Genomic DNA, 23,503 nt, shown 5'->3' with positions numbered 1-23,503 from the left:
GGTGAAGTGACTTGCGTCTCTTCCTCTTTCACTAACTCAGACTCTGCCTCGTTAAACAGGTCGCCTTGCGCCTCATCGTAAGGCTTTAGGGCCTCTGAGCGTTTTGCGAACTGGCGCTCAAGCGCTAGCTTGAACTGCTCTATCAAGGAAGATTTATCAGCCATCAATGCTCTTACCATCGCTTGAAGCTCGGCAACATCTTGGCTTTCTGGGTTAATGTTAGGTGTCGTTTTCATGGCATTTATTATACTAAACGCACATGATAAAAGCCTGATAGATAAGCCTTTTGTTATGATTAACTCATTGTAAAATCGTGTATTTCAACCGCTTTGTGGCCAATAATAGTGAAGCCAGAGAGCAACCTATCAAGCTCAAAATCGCTCAAGCTGAAGACCGCATTCTTCTCTTTCGAGGGCCATTTGAACTTGGCTTTTTCAAGGCGCTTATACCAGAGTGCGAAGCCAGTTTTATCCCAGTACAGTACTTTAACTTTGTCACGTTGTTTATTGGTGAAGAGGAACAAGGAGCCTGAGCCTAGAGGCAGATCGGTCTCAGATTCAATGATGGCAGCTAAACCATTAATCGACTTGCGGAAGTCGACAGCCTCTCGATACAGATAGATGTTTGGCGCACTGAGCATTCTTTTCACGATAGCGCTCCAATCAACTCCGCAATATAGGAAGCTGGCGTACCCGGCGGTATGCTGAGTTCAACCTCACCCAAAGAGAGTGTCATATTCGCTACTGGCGTGTGCACCGATTGATAGTGGGTGGTCTTTTCGATTAATTGTGCTTTAACGAAGCCGCTGTGTTGGTTGGTACTTATTTGCTGTAGCCGTTGCCGCTTAGCGAAAAAGGTCGATGGACTGAGATTGTTCTGCTCACAAAAGGCACGTTGAGTGAGTTCGCTCGCTTCGTATTGCTCGAATAATGCATGCCATTCCTGGTCACTGCGTCGTTTAGCCATGATCTTACCTCCGTGTTGGTGAAGTAAGATCATAATTGGGGACTGAGGCTATTAGAATGCGGTGTTTATGGGGCGCTTACTATCAATGGGTTAAGTGATGGGTGTATATGAAATATACATTACTAATAATAATGGCTCTATTGATATTCATGGGTGCCACCAGTGTTGACTCTTGTGTATATAAACAAGTATGTATTAAAGGCTGGCTGAGATTAGCTGTATAGATACCTAATGGCACGGGCGTTTTTGAATATCATTAAATAAAAGGCGTCGAAAATTGTACAGTTATGTCAAAATTGACGGTTTTGAACGGTAATCTCTTCCATTCTGCTTCAATCCTTGCATAATTAAATTGATGGGATGGTTAAGTGGATAAATAGACTTTGTTTAGCAAAAGAAAAACAAAAAATACTTTTCCTTTGGACTTCTACGGTGAGGATGGAAGCTGGCGATTTATTATTCGTGCAGAGCGCCCGTCAGAAGTTGTGGATGCGATGTACTGGCGTGCTTATATCTCTTGCCATCGAAAAGAATTCGATCTGTTACATATCGCAACGGGGAAGTTTAACTACAAGTATAACTATTCCTCTTATGACGCATCTGAGCTGCATTATGCATCTGGCAGTGATGCGCTGCGGGTTAATATGATGGGGCCAATTGTTCCAATCTCAGCCATTCTTGAAATGGTTAAGCTTAGAGCAGACTCGGCAACAGCTTGACATTACTATTCGAAAAGGGCCTATATACCTAAGTAGCTTGGGTATAGGCCCTTTTTTACATTGGGTTGGCTGCTTCTGACGTTGTCTTGATGTAGTAGCGATAATAGCCAATTATATTACTCGTAAGAAAGAGTGCTTCTAGCGCGACCGCAGAGGGTGAACCGATAAGGATATTATGGGTCAGCCATAAGCTTGTACCGACTATCATCAGTTGTCTTAATTGCTTGTCTTGCTTAGAGAACGCGGCCACATTTTGAAACAGTGCTGCAGCGCAACTCACAAGACTCGTTAATCCAGCAAACGTCATATAAGTAATGATGAGTGTGAAGAATGAGAAAAGGCCAGCCATTTTCTTAGAGCTCGTATATAGACTCGTTGTGTAACGAATGGCCCCCAGCGCCATTAAACCTGCTGCCGTCCATTGTTCTAGTAGCGCAAAGTGGATACCAATTAGGGTAACAGCACATACAAAGCATTTGATGATCTTTGTTTTGTCTTTAAATTGAAAAGAAATCAGATCAAAGAAAACAGCAAAGCCGATCATGATTTGAGAGAGTACAAAAGCTGACATATTCGTTCCTAATTTAACCCTTGATAGCTTGTTTTTTCAATTTTCGTCAGCCAGAACAGCTGCATGTCATTTTAACCCCTCTAGCAACTCTTGTTTGCTACTGCGATAACAAAAAGGAAGCAAGATTAGCACGGCGGTTGGTTGCCTGAAAAACACAAATTGAAAAAACGGCAATAAGGTTCCCGACAATGAGTAAACCCATTGCCACTCCTGCAGACATAGAAGGTATGACCAAGCTCCTGTCATTGGTTGAAGTGCGTTCAGTGTTAGCGCAAAAAGCAAGTCACGAGTTGTGACTGGGGCGATGGCTGAAGCAACAGTGCTTTGATCATGACAGTGACAGCTAACGTCGATTAATAACCTCAGTGCTATTAATGGAATTTTAGCGCCGTACCACGTAGAATACGCCCCCTTTGACGATGTGGTTGGCAAGTGGGTACTGTTGTGAATAAAAACCAATTCGAACTGTTGGCACCGGGTGGTGATATTGAATCGATCAAAGCGGCTATTGTCGCTGGTGCAGATGCAATCTACTGTGGACTTGATAACTTCAATGCCCGAAACCGTGCAACGAATCTTACTTTCGAGAACCTCAACGGCATCATCAATCTTGCCCATCAATATGATTGTAAGATCTTTCTTACACTGAATATCATTATTTTAGAAAGTGAAATCCCTGCGCTTATTCGTCTACTAAACAAGTTGGTAAACACCAAGGTTGATGGTGTCATTGTTCAAGATTATGGCTTGTTCTATATCTTGAAAGAACATTTTCCGACCCTTGATGTTCATGCTTCAACTCAAACGAATACGCATAACGAAGGACAGATTAAGTTCTTACATCAATTAACCGCAAGCCGGGTGAATCTGTCTCGAGAGTTGAATATTCGTGAAATTAAACACCTAGCCCAGTTTGGCCATCAGCACAACGTGTTGATGGAAGTGTTTGTACATGGCTCTTACTGTATTGGTTTTTCTGGCTTGTGTTACATCAGTTCGGTACGTAATGGTAACTCTGGTAACCGTGGCCGTTGTAGCCAACCTTGCCGTGATCAGTACCAAACGACCGATGCAGGCAAAGATTATCCGCTGAACATGAAAGATAACTCGGCTTACTCGGATATGGCTGCTTTGGCTGATGCTGGTGTTTATTCACTAAAAGTCGAAGGGCGTATTAAAAAGTCCCATTATGTACATACGGTGGTTGATAGCTGGCGCAAACAAATTGACAACTATTGTCAGTCTGGCGAGGTATTAACGGATACCACGGGTTTATACACCGTATTTAACCGAGACTTTTCGAATGCTTATTTGCAGGGCGATATCAATAAAAGCATGTTTATCGATAACCCACGCGATCATTCGGCCAATCACTTTTCAAAGATCTACAGTTGTACCAGTCCAGAGCAGGTAAAGCAGGTCAAAAAGAAGCTTTATGATGATAAAACAGAGATCATCAATACGGTTGATGCGCAAACAAAAGATCTTGATATCAGCATCAACTCCCTGAGCGTTTCTGTTGCTGGTTCTGAAGGTGAGCTGCTTTCGGTTACTATCACCACGCCTGATGAAACTTGCACTGTCACATCGTCTACACCATTGATCAAGGCGGGTAAACACAGCCTAGATGAAGCAACCGTCACCAAGTGGGTTAATGGCTTTGCAAATGCAGACCATTATGTTAACAGCGTTGAGCTCACAAAACTCGATGATGGGTTGTTTATCCCATATAAAGAGCAAACGGCGATAAAAGAGCAGGTTGCCTTTATCTTAAATGGTAACAGGCCAACGGTGAGCCCTGTTGAACTTCCTAAGCTGGTTGCACATCAGCACGACAGCAAAGCGACCCCGAGCTTAAACGTACTGATTTCGTCAGAAGCCGATGTTGCACTGGCACAAGATGACCAAGTGAATGTGTACTATCAGCTACCTGAAGCGATGCACAGTAATTTAGCGAAAATGGTATCACTGTTTAGCTCGAACACTGCGCTTATCCCATGGTTCCCTGCTATTTTGATTGGCGACAATTATCAGGCCGCGGTTGAGTTTCTGAAAGCGATCAAGCCTGTTCGAATCGTGACCAATAACAATGGGGTAGGTTTTGCGGCGTCACAACTTGGTATCAAGTGGATCGCTGGCCCGCAGATGAATGTGACCAACTCCTATAGCTTGAAGTGTTTAAAAGAAGAGTTTAACTGTGCCGGATCGTTTATTTCAAACGAGATCAAACAGCAGCAGATTAAACAAATCGTTAAGCCTGACGGCTTCGAGCTGTTTTACAGTATTTACCACCCAATTATGCTGCTAACGAGTCGCCAGTGTTTATTCCATCAAACGGTAGGCTGTAAGAAGAAGCGCTTTGATGACAAGTGTCTGAGAAAGTGTGATAAATCAGCATCGATTCTGAGCATGAAAGAGTTATCTTTCGTGATTGATAAACAGCGTGGTGATCATAACTCACTGTACAGTCGAGAAAATTACCTTAACGTGGATGTTATCAAGGATCATGCACAGTTGTTTGATGGGTATATGGTTGATCTAAGAGATATTAAAACGTCAACTCAGACAGGGCTGGATAAGCCAGCTTTGGTCAACGCTTTCCGCTCGCAGTTGAATGGCGATGTTGAACCTACTTCGTTGTATGAAGAGGTTTCCCCAACGACGATGGCTCAATACCGAAAAGGTCTTTAGAGGTACAGCGTCCGCTTGATATATAAAAGCCCGACTTTATGACGAAAATAAAGTCGGGCTTTTTGTTATTTGCTAAAGAGGTTGTTGAGCTGTAGTTGCTTATCCGTTTTGCGGAACACCGTGCCATTGATAATGGTTGTTAGGTTTCTTGCTCACGATGCCTTCGCTCATGAACTGATTGAAAATTTCATCAACCTCATCGCTACTGGTCTTCAGGTATTTGGTGACGGCGCGTTTAGTGCAGTTGACTTGATTAGTACTTAACGCATCGATCGCTTGTTCATACAGTGATTTAGGCGCCTCTGGCTCAGCAGGTGTTTCTGGCGCTTGTTCAGGTTGCTCGCTATCGCCTGCTGCTTGATCTTGTTGCTGGTTTGTCAGTAATTCTGGCTCTTTGATTTCATTATCGGTGAACGTGTCTATGGTAATTGGGCCGACACGACGGAATTGGTTTCTAAAGCGAAGCTCCTCACCAATCAAGCCAACGAAAAAGGCCGCAAAGAAGTCTAGCAACACAGATAGGAAAATCACCAAGCTTAGCTGAGCGGTTTCGGTTTCGACCTGTAATGATTTCGCTAGGCTGTCGATAAGGCCAATCACTGAGCCTTGGTTGACGACCGGTAAGCTGTCACGCTCTGCAGCAAGCTTGAGCTGTTGTTCGCGTAGGTCATCATTTTCACGTTGGATGCGGGCAACACCGGTTGCGATACGCTCCATCTCGATATATTTTTCTGCTGCCGTGTTATTGAGCTCGATCTGCCTTTCAATCGCAGAAATCTGCATATTATAGTTGTTGACCGTACTCTGCTGAGCATTGACATGACTCTGGGCCTGATTGGTTGCGCTATTGATACCACCAACAGAGCCGCCGATTGAAATGGCAGCGAGTACCGCATAAAAAGCAAAGGCAGAAATGGCGCCAGCATAGTTGCGTCGTGCTCTACGCTCGCCAAATTCATACCAAGCAAAGAACTTTCCTAATTCGAAAATGACGGCAAGACCGGCGAATAAGATCTGCATGACCGGATCTTCATCGATAGAAAGAAAGAGCAGCAATGAGAAAATGATGGATGCAAGGATGGATGCACCGGTAAAGCTGTATACCGTCCCCATCGCAAAGACCCCTTTGGGGTAACGGACTGGAATATTGTTATCGTAAAGCATAATGTTTGATAATTATTACTGGCTAATAAGCCGACTGAAACCTGCCGAAAAATGAATCATGATTCGTCAGGTTGAAAAAGGTGGCTTAGGATACCGTAAAACTAGCCGCGAGCCCTTATAAATTAAGGCCTTTGCCGTTCTTACGCTGAAAATTTACACGCTGCTTTCATAACTGTAGAAAAGATACTCATCACCATGGATATATCCCTTTCGGGAATGACGGGAATGAACCGAACCGACAAGAAATAAGTCCGCATGTTGCAAACTTGTTATCTCGGGTATAGGTTAGTAGTCGAACGCTTGTTTAAAATTGCTGTTTGTCACAACAGCTTTTTCGTTTACAGAACATTCATAACATTTAGCAAGGATCAGCATATGTCTAATTTACTTGATGGTTACCCTGTTGTTACTGAAATTCCGGTGGCATGGGGTGAGATGGATGCACTAAACCATGTCAATAATGTGGTGTACTTCCGTTATTTTGAGACGGCGAGGCTGGAATATTTTGCTGGGATCGGATTGATGGAAGAAATGAAAGCGACTCAAACCGGCCCCGTACTCAGTGAAACCTCCAGTAGATACCGTAGGCCCGTGACATATCCAGATACCTTATTGGTAGGAAGCCGAGTGGCTGAATTGACCAAAGACAGTTTCGTGATGGAATACAAAATTGTCAGTAAGCAGCAAGGGGTGGTGACAACGTCGGGATCAGCGAAAGTTGTGATGTTTGATTTCGCACAAAAGAAACGCGCAAACTTGAGCCTGACCTTGATAGAGAAAATGGCCTCGATGCAGCCTGAACTTAATGTATGTGTACCAACCGATTGATTCTCTTCACAGTTGAAACACCTCTACATCCTAGCTTCGCCTATAATTTAATATGTTAACTGTTGAAGCGGCATTAAGGAGTAGGGATGTTTATCGTTATCCAGCATGAGATCACGGATCCTGAATTGTTTTGGCAGAAAGCTAGCGGGATGCTAACCCATCCGCCGACTGGAATGCGGCTTCATACCACGATGGTGGTTGAGAGGCATACATTGTGTCAGTGCATGTGGGAGGCTGATTCGATTGATGTGGTCAGGAATTACCTCGAACCAGAATTAGGCAAGGCGAGTATCAATACCTACGGTTTGGTCGATCCTGACAATGCAATTGTCTAAGTCGATACGCGTTTCTTGAAAGTGCAATATTAAGTGGCGCCACGTGTAGCGCCACTTTTTACATTACTTCTGGTAAGAGCTAGCAATGTTATCAATACGCTGGTTAGCACGCATTGCTTCTTGGTAAGCAGCGTCAGATGCAGCACGTGTATCATTTACGGCGCCGGCCATTTGATCTTGCTGACCTTGTAGTGATGCAACTTGATCAGATAGCGCATCAACTTTATTTGTTAGTTGGCTCAGTTGCTCAGCTTCTTCGCTGCTTGAACAGCCCATAAGAGTTGCACTTAGAATTAGACCAGCGACTAGAGTCATAGAACGTTTCATTATTATTCTCCATAATTGGTTGATATTAACTACTGTTACAAATGCTGAATAAGCATTACACAAACTAATTCTATTTAACAAGAGAAAAAGCAAAAATTTGCACGATGTATTTATGCGTTATGCAGCTTTTATTATGTTTTTCAGTATGTGTGTATTTAATCAGAATATTTGCAAGCAATTGTTATGGGAAGTTCAGCAAATGCTTGTTTTTTGGTAGGTAAAGTCAGAATAAAGTCAACATCCGGATTGGTGTGATGAAAGTCACGATTTGTAATCGACAGTTATTTCGATCTACTTAGTAAGAAAAGCAAAAGGTGACAACGTCACTCTAAAGGGTGAATTCTAATTAGAGGTTCGTCATTAAAGCCGCCAGCAGGTAATTAGCCTGCTGGTGGTCATTAGGTTATTTTCGCATTATTTACCCGCGATGCTGAGTTTGCTAAAGCGGATAAGAGGGGCGAAGAAATGTTTACCATGATCATGAGTCAGGGTATCGCCTACAGCATCAATTTCTTTGATCATCTGATAGAAATTACCGGCCACTGTGATCCCTCGCACTGGTTGAACACGCTTGCCATCTCGGCATAGGAAGCCACTTGCACCAAACGAGAAGTCACCGCTTACCGCATCAGCACCGGAGTGGACACCCTGAAGTTCAATCAATTCAAGATACTCACCGCCTGTCAGTTCAGCTTCACTGCTTTGCCCTGTAGCAATAACAGTATGACGGGCAGACACGCCCAAACCGCCTTTGGCAGAATGAGAGCCGTTGGCGGTATTCTCAATACCGAAGAAGCTGGCTGTATGGCTATTATGCAGTAGGCTCTGCAGTTGCCCTTCACCAATCAAAATGGTATCGCAAGTCGCAAAACCTTCACTATCGAAGGCCTTAATGGCCGAGCCACCCTCGATATATGCCGTATCTGAAACCGTTAATAACGGACTCGCAACCACGGTGTTAACGGAGTCACGCCATGGGTTTATGCCCTTCATGGCCGATTGGCCTGAGAAACACATACCAAACGCGCCAAACAGGCTGCTTAGGCAGTTAAGGTCGAACAGCACACTGTAGTTGCCTGTATTGACCGGTTCGCCATCGAGCAGGGCTTTGGCCATGTCATAGCCGTGGTTGATACAGTACTGTGGGTCGAGTTCATCGAACCGGCGACCCGTCGACATACCGCCGTGCATCGACTGCTTACCATCCTTTTCATATAAGGTGTAGGCATAACAGTAGGTAGAACGCTCTTGGTGGTAACAACGTGTACCGAGTGTGTTGGCAAGAATGACCTGGCTATCTGACTCTCCAAAACCGTTGTACGGTGCGGAGGTTGCGTTTGGCTTCTCGACGACACCTTTTTCCAAGGCCAGTGCAAGAGAAATCTTGTCATCAACGGTGGCTGTGTCTGTTTGGTAAATCTCAGGGTATTCCGTTACAAGCTGGCTGTTTGCACACGCGATAACTTGATGAGGATCTTGCTTGGTGAATGCGGCGTTGGCGAGGGCGTGCTCAACCATCATATCTAGGCTAGCAGGCTCCAATGATTCAGAGTAACTGGTAGCAATGTGCTGATCTTTGACGATACGCACGCCAATCACCTGACCTGATGTCACCTTGTACTCGTCCAACTCACCCGCATTGGCTTTTAGTGAGAAGTTGTTGCTGCCGCTTGCAATCACATCGGCTTCGGCACCTGCTGCTTTGGCACGTTCAAGGACTTGATCGATAGCGTGTTGAAGTTGTTGTTGATCCGCCATTAGTTACCCCCTACAAGAATGTTGTCCACTTTAAGTGCTGGCTGGCCAACCGTGGTAGGCACCGAGCCGCTTACAGAGCCACACATTCCTGCGGCCAGAGCGAAATCACTTCCGATCATCGAGATCTCTTTAAGCACTTTAGGACCGGTGCTGATCAACGTAGCTGATTTTAATGGTTTAGTGATCTGGCCATTTTCGACCAAGTACGCTTCTTGAACGGCAAAGTTAAATTCACCGGTACCGGGCTGCACTGAACCACCGCCCATCTTCTTGGCATAGATACCTTTCTCTACGCTGGCTATCATTTCATCCAAAGAGCTATCACCCGGTTCGATGAAGGTATTACGCATTCTAGAGGTTGGTGCATATTTGTAGGATTCACGACGGCCGGAGCCGGTTGGGGTAAAGCCGGTTTTCAGTGAGCCCATGTGATCAACCATGAAGCTAGTCAGCTTACCGTCTTTGATCAACTGGGTCCGTTGGGTTTCCATCCCTTCGTCATCGATATTGATTGAGCCCCACTCATTGGTCATGGTGCCATCATCGACCGCACTTACTACGGGATTCGCAATCATCTCTCCCATCTTATCGTGGAAGACAGAGGCTTTTTTGGCAACCGAGGTGGTTTCCAGTAGGTGACCACAGGCTTCGTGGAAGATAACGCCACCAAAACCATTGCCGATAATCACTGGCATTTCACCGGATGGGCAATTTTCAGCGAATAGCTTCACCATCGCTTGTTTCGCCACGGCATGACCAAGTTCTTTGGCATCCAAGTGGGTATTGAATTCCCAACCCGTTAATGCGCCAGGCGCTTCAAATCCGGTTGATTGCTCACTACCGTTTTGTGCAATTGCAGTAGCAGCAACACGGGTGTAATGGCGGGTATCGCCAATGTGCAAGCCTGTTGAATTGAAGATCTCGATTTGTTGCTCACGTTGCAAAATACGACCGATGAACTGATTGATTTTTTCATCTTCATCTCGTGCGGCAGCATCACACTGACGCAGGAAGGCAATTTTGGCATCAAGGTTCGGGCTTTGGCTCAAAGGTTGCTGACAAGCATGTTTGGTCTGGTAGCGACTCAGGTTAAGTGCGCCCGCATTGACTATTTGGTCGCGTTTATCTTTGGCGGCTAGTAGCCCTGTGACTCGCTTTAGCTCTTCTTCGTCGGTGCTGTTGGTGTAGCCGTAAAGCACTTTGTGGCCGAAAAATAGGCGAACGCCGATACCAAAATCGATACCGGAATTGACCTTGTCAATGTCACCGGACAGAAGTTCAACTGAACTAGATTGATGATGTTCGATAAACAGTTCGGCAAAATCGGCGCCAAGGAAGAGGGCATGGTCGATCACTGCTTGCGCTGTTGCAGGGTTTAGCATAGATGCTCCTTGCGTGTTAGCAATCTCACGAAAAACGTTATGTAAACAAATTGTGAGCGGAATTGCCATTAATGGCTTGGTTTAACAGAATTTATGGTTGGCAAGCGCTCAAAAAGGGTAACTTTTCACCCAACGCTCTAATCTTGGATAATAAACTAAAATAAATCAAAAGCCTTAGCCCCACAATGATTTGTGGCGTGGGCATATTTCATGTAAATTTCCCGTCAATGTTTACGGAAAATGACTCATTATGCGCATACCAACGAATGTCATCACCGGATTTCTTGGTGTTGGAAAAACCACGACAATCCTTAATCTGCTTAAGAACAAACCAGCCAATGAAAAGTGGGCTGTTCTGGTCAATGAGTTTGGCGAAATCGGTATTGATGGTGCCATTCTTACTGATTCTGGCGCGATGATCAAAGAAGTCCCTGGTGGCTGTATGTGTTGTACTGCCGGCGTACCGACTTCTGTCGGGATCACCGCGTTATTACGCCAGAATCCAGACCGACTGTTGATTGAGCCAACCGGGCTTGGTCACCCTCATAAAATCATCTCGGTGCTAACGTCTAACCAGTTTAAAGATTACATCGATTTGAAAGCGACTGTTGCTTTGGTTGATCCTCGAAACCTCTCTAATAAAAAGTATACGGAAAACCAGAACTTCAATGATCAACTCGATGTGGCTGAGATTGTCATAGGCAATAAACTTGACGAGTGTGATGAAGTGGATGCCGTAATTTTTGAACACTGGGTGGCGACGCAGCAGCCTAAGAAGCTGGCGAGTATGTTGGTCAAACAGGGTGAGTTTCCTATTGACTTGCTAGATACTGACCGAGCAGAGCAAGATCAAGCATCAACGATAGAAGCCCACCATCACGAGCATGCTGATATGGAGCCGCAGTTCCAACTGCCGCCAAATCAGAAATATATCCGCAAGGAAAACAAAGGCCAGGGCTACTTTAGCTGTGGCTGGCTCTTTGGTGCTGAGGTCATTTTCGATTTTGACCAACTGTTTTCTTTGTTCTGTAACCTGACGGCAGAGCGTGTGAAAGGCGTCATTAATACGAACAAAGGCTGCCATGCCTTCAATGTTAACAAGGGCGTTGTCTCAGTCAATCAAATGACCCTTGAAGGGTTCGAAAGCCGTCTTGAGGTCATTGATAACCAACTCATGCCTTGGGATGAGCTGGAGTCTATCTTGATTAAGATCTCAAACTTATAACTCTTTATTTGTAAAATGAAATTGTGCCGACAGTCTTTACGCAGTGAGTTTTGCGATTTGTAAGATGAGGTAATGCTATTCAAGTGTTATTCTTGATTACTCATACGAGTAATCGAAGTATCACCAGATTACCGAGGCTGTAGGTCAACCCCAGTTAGAGCAGGAGAAACAACGATGACTCATGAAACCAAAACAATGGAAGTGCCTTTAGCTATCGCTGAGAGAGTACAGGCTTTAATTGATGGCCACATCGCTAAAGAGAAGTTCAATGCTGAGCGTCGTGAGGTAGTGAACAACTTCCTTGCAATGGATAACCTTAGCTGCGAAATGGCTGTATACAGCTTGCCTCAGGGAGAGTTGCTAGACACGCTTAGGTTTGTGTATGAGCTATCTGGGACTAACAGTAAGTTTATCAAAAATATACTGACACTATGCCGCGAGAACCCGAAGAAAGCGCTATCAGACGCCCAGCGAGCATCAGCAAAGAGCATGCTATTTAATCTGCTCAATGACCCATCGGTTGTTTCGGCGATGAAAGAAATCTCATAACGCTGCGCCCTTAATAGTACCTTCTAAAAACGCCCATACCGATAAATCGGCATGGGCGTTTTGCTTTATGCCTTGGCAAAAGCAACACCAATGGTTATACCAACCTACGCCTTGATAACAACAATTTTTCCTGTGCAATCTATAGTTCAACGACTTATCCAGATTGGTATTAATGAGTCATCATTTCAATTTCTTACTTTAACTCCTCCCTATCCCTAAACTCTTCCAGAGACTCAGGGTTGGCTAGCGCGCCGACGTTTTTCACCGGTTGGTTGTGGACGATATTGCGAACGGCTAATTCAACCAGCTTGCCTGATTTGGTGCGGGGCACATCTTTCACCGCGATAATCACTTCGGGGACATGACGGGGCGAGCAGTGTTCGCGGATTTTTTGTTTGATACTTGTTTTCAATCCGTCTGTGAGCAATTCACCTTCTGCTAGTTGGACAAACAAGACAACGCGGACATCTGTGCCTTGGTTTTGGCCTATGACTAGTGAGTCTTTAATTGCATCCAACCGGTTTACCTGACGGTATATTTCTGCGGTTCCAATTCTTACCCCGCCGGGGTTAAGTACGGCGTCGGAGCGGCCATAAAACACCATACCGCCGGTATTCGATACGCTGACATAATCACCGTGGTGCCAGGTTCCGGGGAAGATATTCCAATAGGCATCATGGTACTTGCTGCCATCTGGATCGTTCCAAAAGCCAATTGGTTGGTTGGGGAAACTGTTGCGGCAGACGAGCTCTCCGTGTTGTTGTAGCACGGATTGGCCTTGTTCATTGAATACCTGAACATCCATACCAAGCGCGAGCCCTTGGCACTCCCCTCGGTAAACCGGGTTAATGGGGTTGCCAATGGCAAAGCAGCCGCAGATGTCGGTACCGCCTGAAATGCTGGCAAGTTGGATATTGTTATGAATTGAATCATAAACATAATCAAACTGCTCAGGCGAAAGCACAGAGCCGGTAGAGCACAAGGTACGAAGTGATGATAAGTCAGTATTGTCCTTCGGGTGATAGCCTTGCTTTTCTAAGGCCTCGAGGTATTTGGCTGAGGTGCCAAACAATGTTACCTGCTCTTGTTCGGCCAATTGCCACAAAACATTGCCATCGGGATAGAAAGGGGATCCGTCATACAGAACTAGGGTTGCGCCGGAGGCCAGTCCAGAGACCAGCCAATTCCACATCATCCAGCCACAGGTTGTGAAATAGAAAACCTTGTCACCGGTGCGAATATCCGTTTGTAGTTGATGCTCTTTGAGGTGATTGAGTAACGTACCGCCGACACTGTGAACGATGCACTTGGGCTTTCCTGTTGTGCCCGATGAATACAGGATATAGAGCGGATGACTAAACGGCACAGGGGTAAAGCCAAGTTCACAGGGTACTGTGCTATCGAGTATATCGGTCCAGTAGTGATAATTGATGGTATCAGGAATAGAAACCGCGTCCTGTGGAATCTGTTCTGGCGTTGCTGGGATTTCGACTAGATGTGCGAGTTCCGGAATCTTGGCACTGACTGCAGCGACTTTGTCGACATAAGAAATAGCCTTGCCGTTGTACTGATAGCACTTGGTGAAAAACATCACCTTCGGTTTAGTTTGGCCAAAGCGCTCTATCACACTCTCGGCGCCGAAATCCGGTGAGGTGGAGGTCCAAATCGCTCCTAATGAAGTGATGGCCAGCATAGCCACGACGGTTTGGGGGACATTAGGTAGATATCCAGCGACAACATCCCCTTTTTTGACCCCAAGCTGGTGTAGAAAGCTCGCGACCTGCGAGGTTTGTCGATAGAGTTGCTGCCAGCTAAGGTGCTGGCGTTGCTGAGGATCACCTTCGCAGTGAAAAATAATGGCATCTGCTGCAGCATGGGTACGCCAGTTACGTAATAGGTTCTCAGCATAATTGAGCTTGGCATGGGGGAACCACTGGGTATCTTTCGCTGGTGCAGTACTATCTGGTGGGCAAAATGTTACAGGGGGCTTTTTTGCTCCTTCGACCTGGCAAAAGTCCCACACCATAGTCCAGAACTCTTCACTATGGCTAACACTCCAATGATGCAGCTGATTGTAGTCATGATAAAGGGTGTTCTTTTTCTCACTTAGCGCAACCATGAATTGATAAAGCTTACTGTCGTGAATGCGATCTTTCTCCGGCATCCACAGCAACTGAGGCTGACTGTCTGCGGGATAACCAATATTAGAAGATTCTGTGGTTGTCATCATTTTTTCCTTCATTGAGCTGTGATTCATTGGTTATCAGGATGGGCTTTTTGGAAGGCGGCTAGAGCTAAACAACGTTGCTCGACTTCAAGCAACCTTGGGTAATTATTGGTTTCAAAGCCAAATCGTTTAGCGTTGTACAGTTGAGGTATTAAGCAGATATCGGCCAGAGAGGGGGTGTCAGTACAAGTGAACAGGGTATTATACCGATTAGAAAGGTTCTCAAGGCTTTGAAGGCCTTGCTTTAGCCAGTGGTGATACCAAATCATTTTTTCGTTTTGATTGACCCCAAAATCACTATTTAAATAGTTAAGTACTCTTAGGTTATTTAGAGGGTGGATATCACAGGCAACAATAAGGGCAATCTCTCGGCATTGGGCTTTGTGCCATGGGTCGCTAGGTAGCAAGGGGGGCTCGGGATAACACTCATCAATATATTCGATGATAGCCAAAGATTGTCCCAGAACGGCTGTATCTTCTGACGAGCTTTTCTCTGAGTTGTCAGTGTTACGACAAAACCCGGGAACTAATTGATTGGGGTTTAGCGCAGAGTAGGCGGCACTGTTTTGTTCTTTGTCTAATAGGGAGATAACCACCTGCTCATAACTCAATCCTTTCATGTTTAGCGCAATTCGCACCCGGTACGACGCCGAAGAGCGATAATAGTCATACAGTTTCACAGTATTGTATCCTTAGGCTCAATATTCAAGGTCCAGCCTTATACCCAAGCCATTCTTGCTGAACCAAGTATCTTGAACTGACTTGGGTATCGTATTTCTAATTATTGTTGATGATGCGGGTTATGGTGGTTTAAATCCTCATCGTGATATTGATGCTTATATTTGACCACGGTCTGTTCAATTGCCCCGAAAATGGAATGGCCGTTATCATCGAACATTTCAATTTTGACGGTATCGCCAAATTTCATAAAAGGGGTTTCCGGGTGCCCATACTCCAAGGTCTCCAGCATCCGGCGTTCCGCTAGACAGCAAGATCCGCTGCTGCGATCAATATTAGAGACAGTACCTGAGCCGATAATGGTGCCAGCGCAAATGTCTCGGCTCTTTGCCACATGTTGGACAAGTTCGGCAAAATTAAACGTCATGTCTGTGCCGGCGTGGGGCTGTCCAAATAACTCTCCATTGAGATGAACAGTAAGGCGGTGATGGAGCTTGTAATCATGCCAACTGTCGCCCAGTTCATCTGGTGTGACGGCAACAGGCGAGAAAGCAGAAGAGGGTTTAGATTGGAAAAAACCGAAGCCTTTAGCGAGTTCACTAGGGATCAGATTGCGCAGCGAGACATCATTGACCAACATCAGAAGCTTGATGTGGCCATGGACCTCTTCAGTGCGGGTTCCCATATCAACATCGTTGGTAATGATGGCAATTTCACCTTCAAAGTCGATCCCCCATTGCTCCTCAGCAACCTTGATGTCTTCAGTGGGGGTCAAGAAACCATCCGACATACCCTGGTACATCAAGGGATCGGTCCAGAAGCTTTCGGGCATTTCTGCCCCTCTGGCTTTGCGTACTAATTCAACATGGTTGACGTAAGCGCTACCATCTGCCCATTGGTAGGCGCGTGGAAGCGGTGAGCTGCATAATGCTGGGTTAAATGGAAAGCTGTGCTGTGCAACAGCATCATTGAGGTTGCGGTATAAATGCTGTAGATCCGCTTCCACTTCGTGCCAGTTATCAAGGGCAAACTGCAACGTCGGGGCGATATCGTGGGCATGGACTGCTGTTTGTAGGTCACGGGAAACAACAATGAGTTGGCCGTCTCGGCCATGGTTAAGTGATGCAAGTTTCACGTTTGCCTCCTTAGTCTATCTCTTATTTGGCTACTCAGCGTTATTGCCCCGCCATGAAAATACATAGTTTTTGTTTTCAGCGCCTTCGGGCAAAGGGGCAACGTCGAGTGGCCAGCGGGCATCAATCATGACCGCGACCTCATCCGTTTCCTTTTTCGGTGAACTCATGCTGGCAGCCAAGGCCTTAGGGTGGGGGCCATGGGAGAATCCGCAAGGGTGAAGAGTGATCATGCCTGCTTCAATATTGTCCCTGCTAAAGAAGTTCCCCTTGTGGTAGAACAGCACTTCATCGAAGTCATCGTTGTTATGATAGAAGGGCACTTTCAATGCGTCTGGGTCGCTTTCGATAGGCCTTGGCACAAAAGTACAAATTACAAAGCCATCAGCAACAAAGGTGGTATGTGCTGAAGGGGGTAGGTGGTAGCGATGACTCATCAGCGGCCGGATATCCCGCCAGTTCAGCTTGAATGCGGTTAGGTTCCCCTTCCATCCCTGGGCATCAAGCGGGTTATAAGGATAGGTAATCATGTTGAGCTGGTTACGGGCTTTAAGTTGTACCTTCCACTGCTGATGGTCACTCTGCTGTTGAAGGAAGGTATCGTTGATTCTTGCGTATTCCAACACCGCTGGGTCATATACCGCATGCTGGCCGACAATGCCGCGTTCAGCCATTTGGTAGGCACTGTTTGATGCCTCGATGAGCAGCATGGTGACAGGTTCCTTGGGCTCTATACGCCAACTTGTTGCCCTTGGCAACACGATATAATCGCCATCTCGGAAGGTCATATGACCGTAGTCGCAAAACAAGTCTCCACTTCCCTGATGGATGAACAATACTTCATCACCATCGCCATTTCGTGCAAGGGCTCCCATGGCATGATCACAATGCCATACTCGGAGTTTGAGGTTATTGTTGAATAGAATCAGCGATGCATCCCAGGGGGATAAGCCTTCGGAGGGCATTTGGTTGGTGTCTATGGCTCTTGGGCGAAGTGGGCCGTCCCAGTCTATCCAACCTGTTGGTGGGTGGCGGTGGTACATATGACTTGCTGGACCAAAAAAACCTTCCCTGCCACATTCGCGCTCGAACGTCCCTTCAGGTAGGTCACAATGTGCCTGTCGAGAAGCTTCTCCTTCGGTGATCGGAAACTGGAACCATTGCCGCATTACACATCCCTCTCTATCACAGTCATTTCCAATAGTGCCTGTTAATGAAATGTTAGTTTGGTGATTTAACTCTGGTGCACTCCTGTAAGCAAGGCAACTTATAACTTGAACGGAATCGCGGTAAGGGTGTCCTTTATGTTTTACAAAGTCTAGGGTTTAAGTTACTTGTTTATTGGTTCTTTTTAACCAGTTGAATGAATTGAGTTGGACAACCCCATAAGGTTTTAGCTGAAATGCCGCGTGTAAAATAATTGTTACGTTTGTGGGTGTTTTCATTACTGAGAACCACTATCAGTGTCTTCGCTAATCGGCCTAATCTAAAGGAAACGAACATGAAATAAGTGGATTGATCATTTGCCAAGGCGAGGCAGGATTAAATATGAAGGTCTCTTATGGGTAGCGGAACGAAATATGTCTCTAATAAGCCAGATGAAAAGGGCGTGGTTCACTGGGATTGTTCAGAGGACTTAGTTTGGCACGATTTGATACAACGGCAATTGGCGTGTATAGAAGGTCGTGCATGCCAAGCTTACATTGATGGGTTGGAATTGTTGGATTTACCTCAGGAGCGTCCCCCTCAGCTATCGGATATTAATGAGGTATTGCAGTCAACCACGGGGTGGAAATGTGTTGCTGTGCCTGCGCTGATTAATTTTGATCGTTTTTTTGCGCTGCTTGCCAATAAACAATTTCCTGTTGCTACTTTTTTGCGCCGAAGAGAAGAGTTTGACTACCTACAAGAACCCGACTTCTTCCACGAAATCTTCGGCCATTGTGCGATGTTGACCAACCCAGCTTTTGCTGCGTTTACTCATACTTACGGAAATTTGGGAGCAAAAGCAAATTCTGCACAAAGGGTGTATTTAGCAAGGCTATACTGGTTTACAGTTGAATTTGGATTATTGGAGCAGCTAGACGGTTTGCGGATATATGGTGGTGGGATCCTATCATCGCCGGGTGAGACACAATACTCACTAACAGGAAAAAGGGTATCAGGCGCAAGCTCGGCTAGTGATCAAGGTGTGGCGATAGATGAAACAAGGCCTCTCTATAAGTCATTTGATCCGGTTGACATCATGCGTACACCTTATCGTATCGATATTATGCAGCCGCTCTACTTTATTCTGGAAGACATTAATAAGCTCTACGAATTGGCGCACCAAGATATTATGTCAATGGTGGCCCAAGCACAAAAATTGGGGTTACATGCGCCTCTGTTCGATACAAAAATCAAGGAAGTGAGTTAAGGGGAACTGATGACAGAACTATTTGAACAACAGTGCGAAGCGTGTCATGCCGGGGCACCAAAAGTCACAGAGAATGAAAAAATCGCTTTATTGGCAACCTTGCCTGAGTGGCAGGCGATCGACGTGGCTGGTGTCGAGCAGTTGGAGCGTCAATTTACCTTCAAAAATTTCAAGTTGGCTTGGGCGTTTACCGACAAGGTTGCGGCACTGGCCGAAGAAGAATTCCATCATCCTGAAATCACACTGGAGTGGGGCAAGGTTAAAGTTCGCTGGTGGAGCCACTCAGCCAAGGGGCTTCATAAGAATGATTTTATCTGTGCGGCAAAAACAGATCAGCTATTGAATGCAGACTAGCCTAGGGAGTGTTGACTGTTGAACGTCACACGACCCAATAAACCCTCTTATTTCAGAGAAGCACCTTAATAAACCGGGTGCTTTTTCTGTTATGTGCTAATAACTTAAATATGAGATATGAACTTAAGTGGAGTAATATAGTGCTCTCTTACAGGACAGCCTTGCAAATCAACAAGGCAGATTGAGGTACAAATGGGTGAACCACAACAACGACAAGCACTAGTCGGCTGTGAAGAGTGTGGATTAGTGGTTGCGTTGCCAGAGCTCAAAGACGATGAGAAGTCGGTTTGTCCAAGGTGCCACCACACATTGGTTAAACGTATTGCTCAGCCATTTCAGAGACCCTTGTCTTATGGCTTGGCCAGCCTGGTCATGCTGGTTGCCAGCATCAGTTTCCCTTTTATGTCTTTCAGCGTGCAGGGGATAAGTCAGGAAATCACCTTGATGCACTCTGCCGAAATGCTCAGTGTTTTCCAAAACAGCCTGCTGGCTTTATTGCTGTTATTAACGGTATTGGTTTTACCGGCATTGTATTTACTTTCTCTGCTTTATTTATATTTCCTGGCAGATCAAAGGCTAAAACAATCTGACAAAAAACCAATAGCGTTGTGGGAAAAGCGATTATGCCGGTTAATGATACGTATTGAGCCATGGTTGATGGTCGACGTATTTCTGATTGGAGTATTGGTCAGCCTGATTAAAATTGCGTCATTGGCTGATATTGGTTTGGGCATGTCCTTTTGGGCGTTTTGTTTGTACACCATGCTGGTAGTGAAATGTGTGTCGATGGCTGATCGTACTTGGCTGTGGTTGCAATTTTTACCGCTTAAACCACATGATGGTGTTAAAGCTGGAGATTGTCATAACAGCCATAATCATATTAGCTGCCATGTCTGCTCTCAATTGAATCCGTTAACTGAAGAGAAACATGCGCGCTGCATTCGCTGCCATGGTCGTCTTCACCCCTATGAACCACAACAGATGTTACAGCGATCATGGGCATTACTCATCGCGTCGGCAATCTTTTTTATTCCAGCCAATCTATATCCCATGATGTATACGGTCAGTTTAGGCAAGGCGGAAGGTTCGACCATACTTGGAGGGGTAGTGCTATTGTGGCAATTAAAATCCTATCCGATTGCCGCGGTGATTTTTATTGCGAGTGTCGTGATCCCACTGGCCAAGATTATAACACTAACTTGGCTGTATATTATGGCAGGAAAGGGCGGTAGTTCAGATGAAAAGAAAGCCGTACAAAAGCTGAAGGTATATCGAATTACAGAATTTATTGGCCGTTGGTCGATGATTGATATTTTTGTTGTGGCGATTTTGGTGGCCTTGGTTCAACTTCAGAACTTGATGGCGATCTATCCTGGCCCGGCGGCTTTATCTTTTGCCGGTGTTGTTCTGTTGACCATGATGTCGGCAATGACTTTTGATCCACGCGTGTTTTGGCCCAAGGATTCGGCGTTTGTCTCACCCGCAGGCTATGTGAACGATAAAAAAGAGAAGAATAGTTATGAGTGACCCCTCACCTCCGCAGGCTAAGAAAGAAGCCATAAAGCAAATATCCTCTATATGGTTGGTACCTGTCATTGCTGTTGGGATTGGTATTTGGATGTTGTTCCAGTTTATTACCAGCCAAGGCCCTGAGATTGTGTTGAAAATCGACACCGCCGAAGGGATAGAAGTCGGTAAAACTGAAATCAAAGCGTTGAATGTCAAAGTCGGTGTAGTGACAGACGTGATATTGAATGAAGATTACAGTGCGATTGAGGTTACCGCCCAAATGGACAAAGACGCGGCCCGTATGCTCAAGGTTGATACCCTGTTTTGGGTCGTGAAACCGCGTATTGGTAAATCAGGGGTGTCGGGGTTAGATACGTTGTTATCGGGTGCTTATATACAGCTGCAGCCGGGGAAAAGTGATGAAGAGCAACGTACTTTTGATGTGTTGGATATTCCGCCTGTAGCACCGCCAGATGCCAAAGGGCTACGTCTGGTTCTCACTCACAATGAAGCGGGTAAATTAGGCATCGGTGATCCGGTACTTTATGAGGGCTTTACGGTAGGCCGGGTTGAAAACGTTTCTTTTGATACGGAAAGCAAAAAAGCCCATTACCAATTATTTATTTTTGAGCCGTACAACAGCCTTATTCGAAAGAAAACCCGTTTTTGGCTGACATCCGGAGTGGATCTTCAGATGTCTGCAGAAGGTTTCAGCTTGAAAATTGGCTCAATAGAATCGTTAATCACCGGTGGTGTGAGCTTTAGAGTGCCTAGAGGGCGAGAGGCAGGTGAGCTCATCACTAAGCAGAAATCCAAATTCCGCTTATACAATAATCTTAAGCAAGTACGAGAGCGCTTTTATGAAGACTACCTCGAATATGTGATGTTGTTTAATGAGTCTGTGCGTGGCTTGCAAGTGGGAGCTCCAGTTGAGTATCGCGGTATACGAATTGGTACAGTTAACAAAGTGCCGCTCGATATGCTTCATAGTGATAAAAATTTCTCCAACAAAGAAATTCCTGTGTTGGTGCGTATTGAGTTGGACAGGGTGAAGTCGCATGTGCATTACGACAATCTCGACATGTTAAAATCGAGCCTAAAAGAGGAATTCGAATATGGTTTACGTGCATCCTTGAAAACTGCGAACTTGTTGACTGGTGCATTGTTAATTGATGTCAGTCTTTTTGCTGACGAGAAACGCTATATACGCCAGCGCTATGGTGACTACGACGTATTTCCGACGAAAGCGGGAGGCTTTGCCCAAATTCAAAAAGAAATAGCTTCAATGTTGAAAAAGCTCAATGAGCTGCCTGTTGAAGATACCTTGCTAACTCTGAACAAAACTCTGGAAACGTCGCAGCAGACGTTGCGAGCGGCAGAAAAAGTAGCAACAGAGCTCAATAGCCTGCTTGCACAGAAAGATACCAAGGCAATTCCAGGAGAAATTCGAGAAAGTTTGCAGCAAATCCAAGATACCCTCGACAGTTATGGTACTGATGGAACAACCTATCAGAATTTGGATCAGGCATTAATACAGTTCGAGCAAGTCATGACCGAGCTGCAGCCCGTATTGCGACAGATAAACGAGAAGCCCAATTCACTTATTTTTAGTGGTGAAAAAGTTGCCGATCCAATCCCAGTCGGAGGACGTCAATAATGTACAAAGGAATTTTTATGGCGCTAGTCCTGACGGCGGGGGCTGGGTGTAGTTCAACGGAGCCGGTGACGAAAACGTATCTGCTCCCTGATCAAAACAGCGAGTTAACCATGGCGTTTGCCAACAAGCATCAACCAGTGGTGATTGTTCGACCTGTTGAGGTTGCAGAGCACTTAGCGGGAACTGGGTTGGTTTATCAAACCAGTGCAACGGAGGTGGTACAGGCGCAGCAGAATCTATGGGCTGAGAGTCTTTCTCGCCAGTTAACCCGTATCATTACCGAAGACTTACGGCAGAAGCAATCCAAGTATTGGTTTGATGAGTTAACGCCTGCGGTTAACAGTAGTACGTTGCCCAAGCTTCAGGTGAAATTTACCCAGTTCAACGGGCATTATACGGGGTTAGCACAGCTGAGCGGACAATGGTTGTTAATTGATAAACAAGGTGAAGCTTTGGCTAGGCAGCCATTTTTCATCCAAGTGCCTTTAGAGCAAGATGGTTATGATGCTCAAGTAACGGCGCTTTCTGAAGGGGTGGCGCGATTAACTAACCAGATCAGCCAAAGTATTAATGGGCTTACATTTTAAGCCTGTTTGATCAGTGTTAGGATTATTTTTTATCGGTAGAAAAGAGCCCTCACAATGAGGGCTCTATTGCAGTTGTGGTCCTATTCTCAGTGAGCTTAACGCTGACCATGTCGGTAATAGCCGTTGATCCAGCACTCTGGTAATTCTTCACCGGAAGGGAAGGCCAAGCTCTGTTTGTCGATGGCGACAGGATCAGCCAAGTCTTCACCTGATTGATATTGCACTTTGACATGCGAGGAAAATGGGTTGACCAAAGAAGACATGTCGATGACGTCAACTAAATCACCAGTGCGTGACTCTTTTAGAAACATCACAAATCTCCAAAATATATTGAATTAATGACGATAAATAACCATCAGTAGCCATTATGTTTTGGTATAAGTATGGCTGATTTTACGCGCTTTGCAGAGCATGTGTGAAAACCAGA

24 protein-coding genes and 1 pseudogene are annotated in these 23,503 nt (G+C 45.5%); 11 read left to right on the top strand and 14 right to left on the bottom strand.

What is annotated here, in order from left to right; genetic code table 11:
- From ACVA53_RS16885 to tnpA, 3 genes are all read right to left on the bottom strand, one after another.
- A partial coding sequence (locus ACVA53_RS16885; RefSeq protein ID WP_446505724.1) for an IS66 family transposase occupies positions 1 to 236 on the bottom strand: 236 nt, incomplete at its 3' end.
- A 59-nt stretch (positions 237 to 295) separates the two neighbouring features.
- Entirely contained in the window at positions 296 to 640 is a 345-nt protein-coding gene (gene tnpB, locus ACVA53_RS16880; RefSeq protein WP_255044880.1) for an IS66 family insertion sequence element accessory protein TnpB, read from the bottom strand.
- A 5-nt stretch (positions 641 to 645) separates the two neighbouring features.
- Complete coding sequence (tnpA, locus tag ACVA53_RS16875) at positions 646 to 966, bottom strand: IS66 family insertion sequence element accessory protein TnpA (RefSeq protein WP_255044876.1); 321 nt, start codon at positions 964 to 966, stop codon at positions 646 to 648.
- Positions 967 to 1,349: 383 nt separating this feature from the next.
- Between tnpA and ACVA53_RS16870 the strand changes: the two genes are divergently transcribed.
- Positions 1,350 to 1,685 (top strand): hypothetical protein, encoded by a 336-nt coding sequence (locus ACVA53_RS16870; protein WP_255043245.1) that lies wholly within the window; start codon positions 1,350 to 1,352, stop codon positions 1,683 to 1,685.
- 55 nt (positions 1,686 to 1,740) lie between these two features.
- Here ACVA53_RS16870 and ACVA53_RS16865 read toward each other — a convergent pair whose 3' ends face one another.
- Positions 1,741 to 2,256, bottom strand: a complete 516-nt coding sequence (locus ACVA53_RS16865; protein WP_255043246.1) for a YgjV family protein — start codon at positions 2,254 to 2,256, stop codon at positions 1,741 to 1,743.
- A gap of 69 nt (positions 2,257 to 2,325) precedes the next feature.
- A pseudogene (locus tag ACVA53_RS16860) lies at positions 2,326 to 2,485 on the bottom strand (DMT family transporter); the annotation flags it as partial.
- A 203-nt stretch (positions 2,486 to 2,688) separates the two neighbouring features.
- On the opposite strand from ACVA53_RS16860, the gene ACVA53_RS16855 reads away from it, so the two are divergent.
- Positions 2,689 to 4,947: a peptidase U32 family protein gene (locus tag ACVA53_RS16855; protein WP_446505723.1), complete on the top strand. Its 2,259-nt coding sequence runs from the start codon at positions 2,689 to 2,691 to the stop codon at positions 4,945 to 4,947.
- 99 nt (positions 4,948 to 5,046) lie between these two features.
- Here the strand turns inward: ACVA53_RS16855 and ACVA53_RS16850 are convergent, their stop codons facing one another.
- Positions 5,047 to 6,111, bottom strand: coding sequence for an E2F family transcription factor (locus tag ACVA53_RS16850; protein ID WP_255043248.1), 1,065 nt, complete (start codon positions 6,109 to 6,111; stop codon positions 5,047 to 5,049).
- Positions 6,112 to 6,486: 375 nt separating this feature from the next.
- On the opposite strand from ACVA53_RS16850, the gene ACVA53_RS16845 reads away from it, so the two are divergent.
- A complete protein-coding gene (locus ACVA53_RS16845) occupies positions 6,487 to 6,939 on the top strand; it encodes an acyl-CoA thioesterase (protein WP_446505722.1) in 453 nt (150 codons plus the stop codon).
- Positions 6,940 to 7,025: 86 nt separating this feature from the next.
- Positions 7,026 to 7,274: a hypothetical protein gene (locus tag ACVA53_RS16840; RefSeq protein WP_255043250.1), complete on the top strand. Its 249-nt coding sequence runs from the start codon at positions 7,026 to 7,028 to the stop codon at positions 7,272 to 7,274.
- 63 nt (positions 7,275 to 7,337) lie between these two features.
- Here the strand turns inward: ACVA53_RS16840 and ACVA53_RS16835 are convergent, their stop codons facing one another.
- From ACVA53_RS16835 to ACVA53_RS16825, 3 genes are all read right to left on the bottom strand, one after another.
- On the bottom strand, positions 7,338 to 7,601 hold the full coding sequence (locus tag ACVA53_RS16835) for an Lpp/OprI family alanine-zipper lipoprotein (protein WP_107347771.1): 264 nt from the start codon (positions 7,599 to 7,601) through the stop codon (positions 7,338 to 7,340).
- 414 nt (positions 7,602 to 8,015) lie between these two features.
- Positions 8,016 to 9,359: a TldD/PmbA family protein gene (locus ACVA53_RS16830; RefSeq protein WP_446505721.1), complete on the bottom strand. Its 1,344-nt coding sequence runs from the start codon at positions 9,357 to 9,359 to the stop codon at positions 8,016 to 8,018.
- Complete coding sequence (locus tag ACVA53_RS16825) at positions 9,359 to 10,741, bottom strand: TldD/PmbA family protein (RefSeq protein WP_255043252.1); 1,383 nt, start codon at positions 10,739 to 10,741, stop codon at positions 9,359 to 9,361. The genes ACVA53_RS16830 and ACVA53_RS16825 overlap by 1 nt, the downstream gene beginning before the upstream one ends.
- A gap of 250 nt (positions 10,742 to 10,991) precedes the next feature.
- Between ACVA53_RS16825 and ACVA53_RS16820 the strand changes: the two genes are divergently transcribed.
- A complete protein-coding gene (locus tag ACVA53_RS16820; RefSeq protein WP_446505720.1) occupies positions 10,992 to 11,966 on the top strand; it encodes a CobW family GTP-binding protein in 975 nt (324 codons plus the stop codon).
- 174 nt (positions 11,967 to 12,140) lie between these two features.
- The gene (locus tag ACVA53_RS16815; RefSeq protein ID WP_107347767.1) at positions 12,141 to 12,515 is read left to right on the top strand and encodes a hypothetical protein; all 375 of its coding nucleotides are present in this window, start codon (positions 12,141 to 12,143) and stop codon (positions 12,513 to 12,515) included.
- A gap of 193 nt (positions 12,516 to 12,708) precedes the next feature.
- On the opposite strand, the gene ACVA53_RS16810 is transcribed toward ACVA53_RS16815, so the two are convergent.
- The 4 genes from ACVA53_RS16810 to ACVA53_RS16795 all read right to left on the bottom strand — a co-directional run bounded on the left by ACVA53_RS16810 (position 12,709) and on the right by ACVA53_RS16795 (position 17,722).
- Positions 12,709 to 14,742, bottom strand: a complete 2,034-nt coding sequence (locus ACVA53_RS16810) for an acetoacetate--CoA ligase (RefSeq protein WP_446505719.1) — start codon at positions 14,740 to 14,742, stop codon at positions 12,709 to 12,711.
- Between the two features lie 26 nt (positions 14,743 to 14,768).
- On the bottom strand, positions 14,769 to 15,422 hold the full coding sequence (gene maiA / locus ACVA53_RS16805; RefSeq protein ID WP_255043256.1) for a maleylacetoacetate isomerase: 654 nt from the start codon (positions 15,420 to 15,422) through the stop codon (positions 14,769 to 14,771).
- 101 nt (positions 15,423 to 15,523) lie between these two features.
- The gene (locus tag ACVA53_RS16800) at positions 15,524 to 16,555 is read right to left on the bottom strand and encodes a fumarylacetoacetate hydrolase family protein (protein ID WP_446505718.1); all 1,032 of its coding nucleotides are present in this window, start codon (positions 16,553 to 16,555) and stop codon (positions 15,524 to 15,526) included.
- Positions 16,556 to 16,585: 30 nt separating this feature from the next.
- On the bottom strand, positions 16,586 to 17,722 hold the full coding sequence (locus tag ACVA53_RS16795) for a homogentisate 1,2-dioxygenase (RefSeq protein WP_446505717.1): 1,137 nt from the start codon (positions 17,720 to 17,722) through the stop codon (positions 16,586 to 16,588).
- 392 nt (positions 17,723 to 18,114) lie between these two features.
- Here ACVA53_RS16795 and ACVA53_RS16790 point away from each other — a divergent pair, with 392 nt between their 5' ends.
- The 5 genes from ACVA53_RS16790 to ACVA53_RS16770 all read left to right on the top strand — a co-directional run bounded on the left by ACVA53_RS16790 (position 18,115) and on the right by ACVA53_RS16770 (position 23,076).
- Positions 18,115 to 18,969 (top strand): phenylalanine 4-monooxygenase, encoded by an 855-nt coding sequence (locus ACVA53_RS16790; RefSeq protein WP_255043259.1) that lies wholly within the window; start codon positions 18,115 to 18,117, stop codon positions 18,967 to 18,969.
- A 9-nt stretch (positions 18,970 to 18,978) separates the two neighbouring features.
- Positions 18,979 to 19,323, top strand: coding sequence for a 4a-hydroxytetrahydrobiopterin dehydratase (locus ACVA53_RS16785; protein WP_255043260.1), 345 nt, complete (start codon positions 18,979 to 18,981; stop codon positions 19,321 to 19,323).
- Between the two features lie 192 nt (positions 19,324 to 19,515).
- Entirely contained in the window at positions 19,516 to 20,850 is a 1,335-nt protein-coding gene (locus ACVA53_RS16780) for a PqiA/YebS family transporter subunit (RefSeq protein WP_446505716.1), read from the top strand.
- Positions 20,843 to 22,489, top strand: a complete 1,647-nt coding sequence (gene pqiB, locus ACVA53_RS16775) for an intermembrane transport protein PqiB (protein ID WP_446505715.1) — start codon at positions 20,843 to 20,845, stop codon at positions 22,487 to 22,489. Before ACVA53_RS16780 ends, pqiB begins: the two co-directional genes overlap by 8 nt.
- Entirely contained in the window at positions 22,489 to 23,076 is a 588-nt protein-coding gene (locus tag ACVA53_RS16770; RefSeq protein ID WP_446505714.1) for a PqiC family protein, read from the top strand. Before pqiB ends, ACVA53_RS16770 begins: the two co-directional genes overlap by 1 nt.
- A 95-nt stretch (positions 23,077 to 23,171) precedes the next feature.
- Here ACVA53_RS16770 and ACVA53_RS16765 read toward each other — a convergent pair whose 3' ends face one another.
- Positions 23,172 to 23,387 carry an acetyltransferase gene (locus tag ACVA53_RS16765; protein ID WP_255043264.1) on the bottom strand — a complete coding sequence of 72 codons (216 nt, stop codon included), beginning with the start codon at positions 23,385 to 23,387 and terminating at the stop codon, positions 23,172 to 23,174.
- Positions 23,388 to 23,503: the final 116 nt, after the last annotated feature.

The sequence above is a fragment of the Photobacterium sp. DNB23_23_1 genome, from assembly GCF_052873815.1.
The sequence above is the reverse complement of the archived record's forward strand: the minus strand, read 5'-3'. Positions and strand labels throughout refer to the sequence as shown.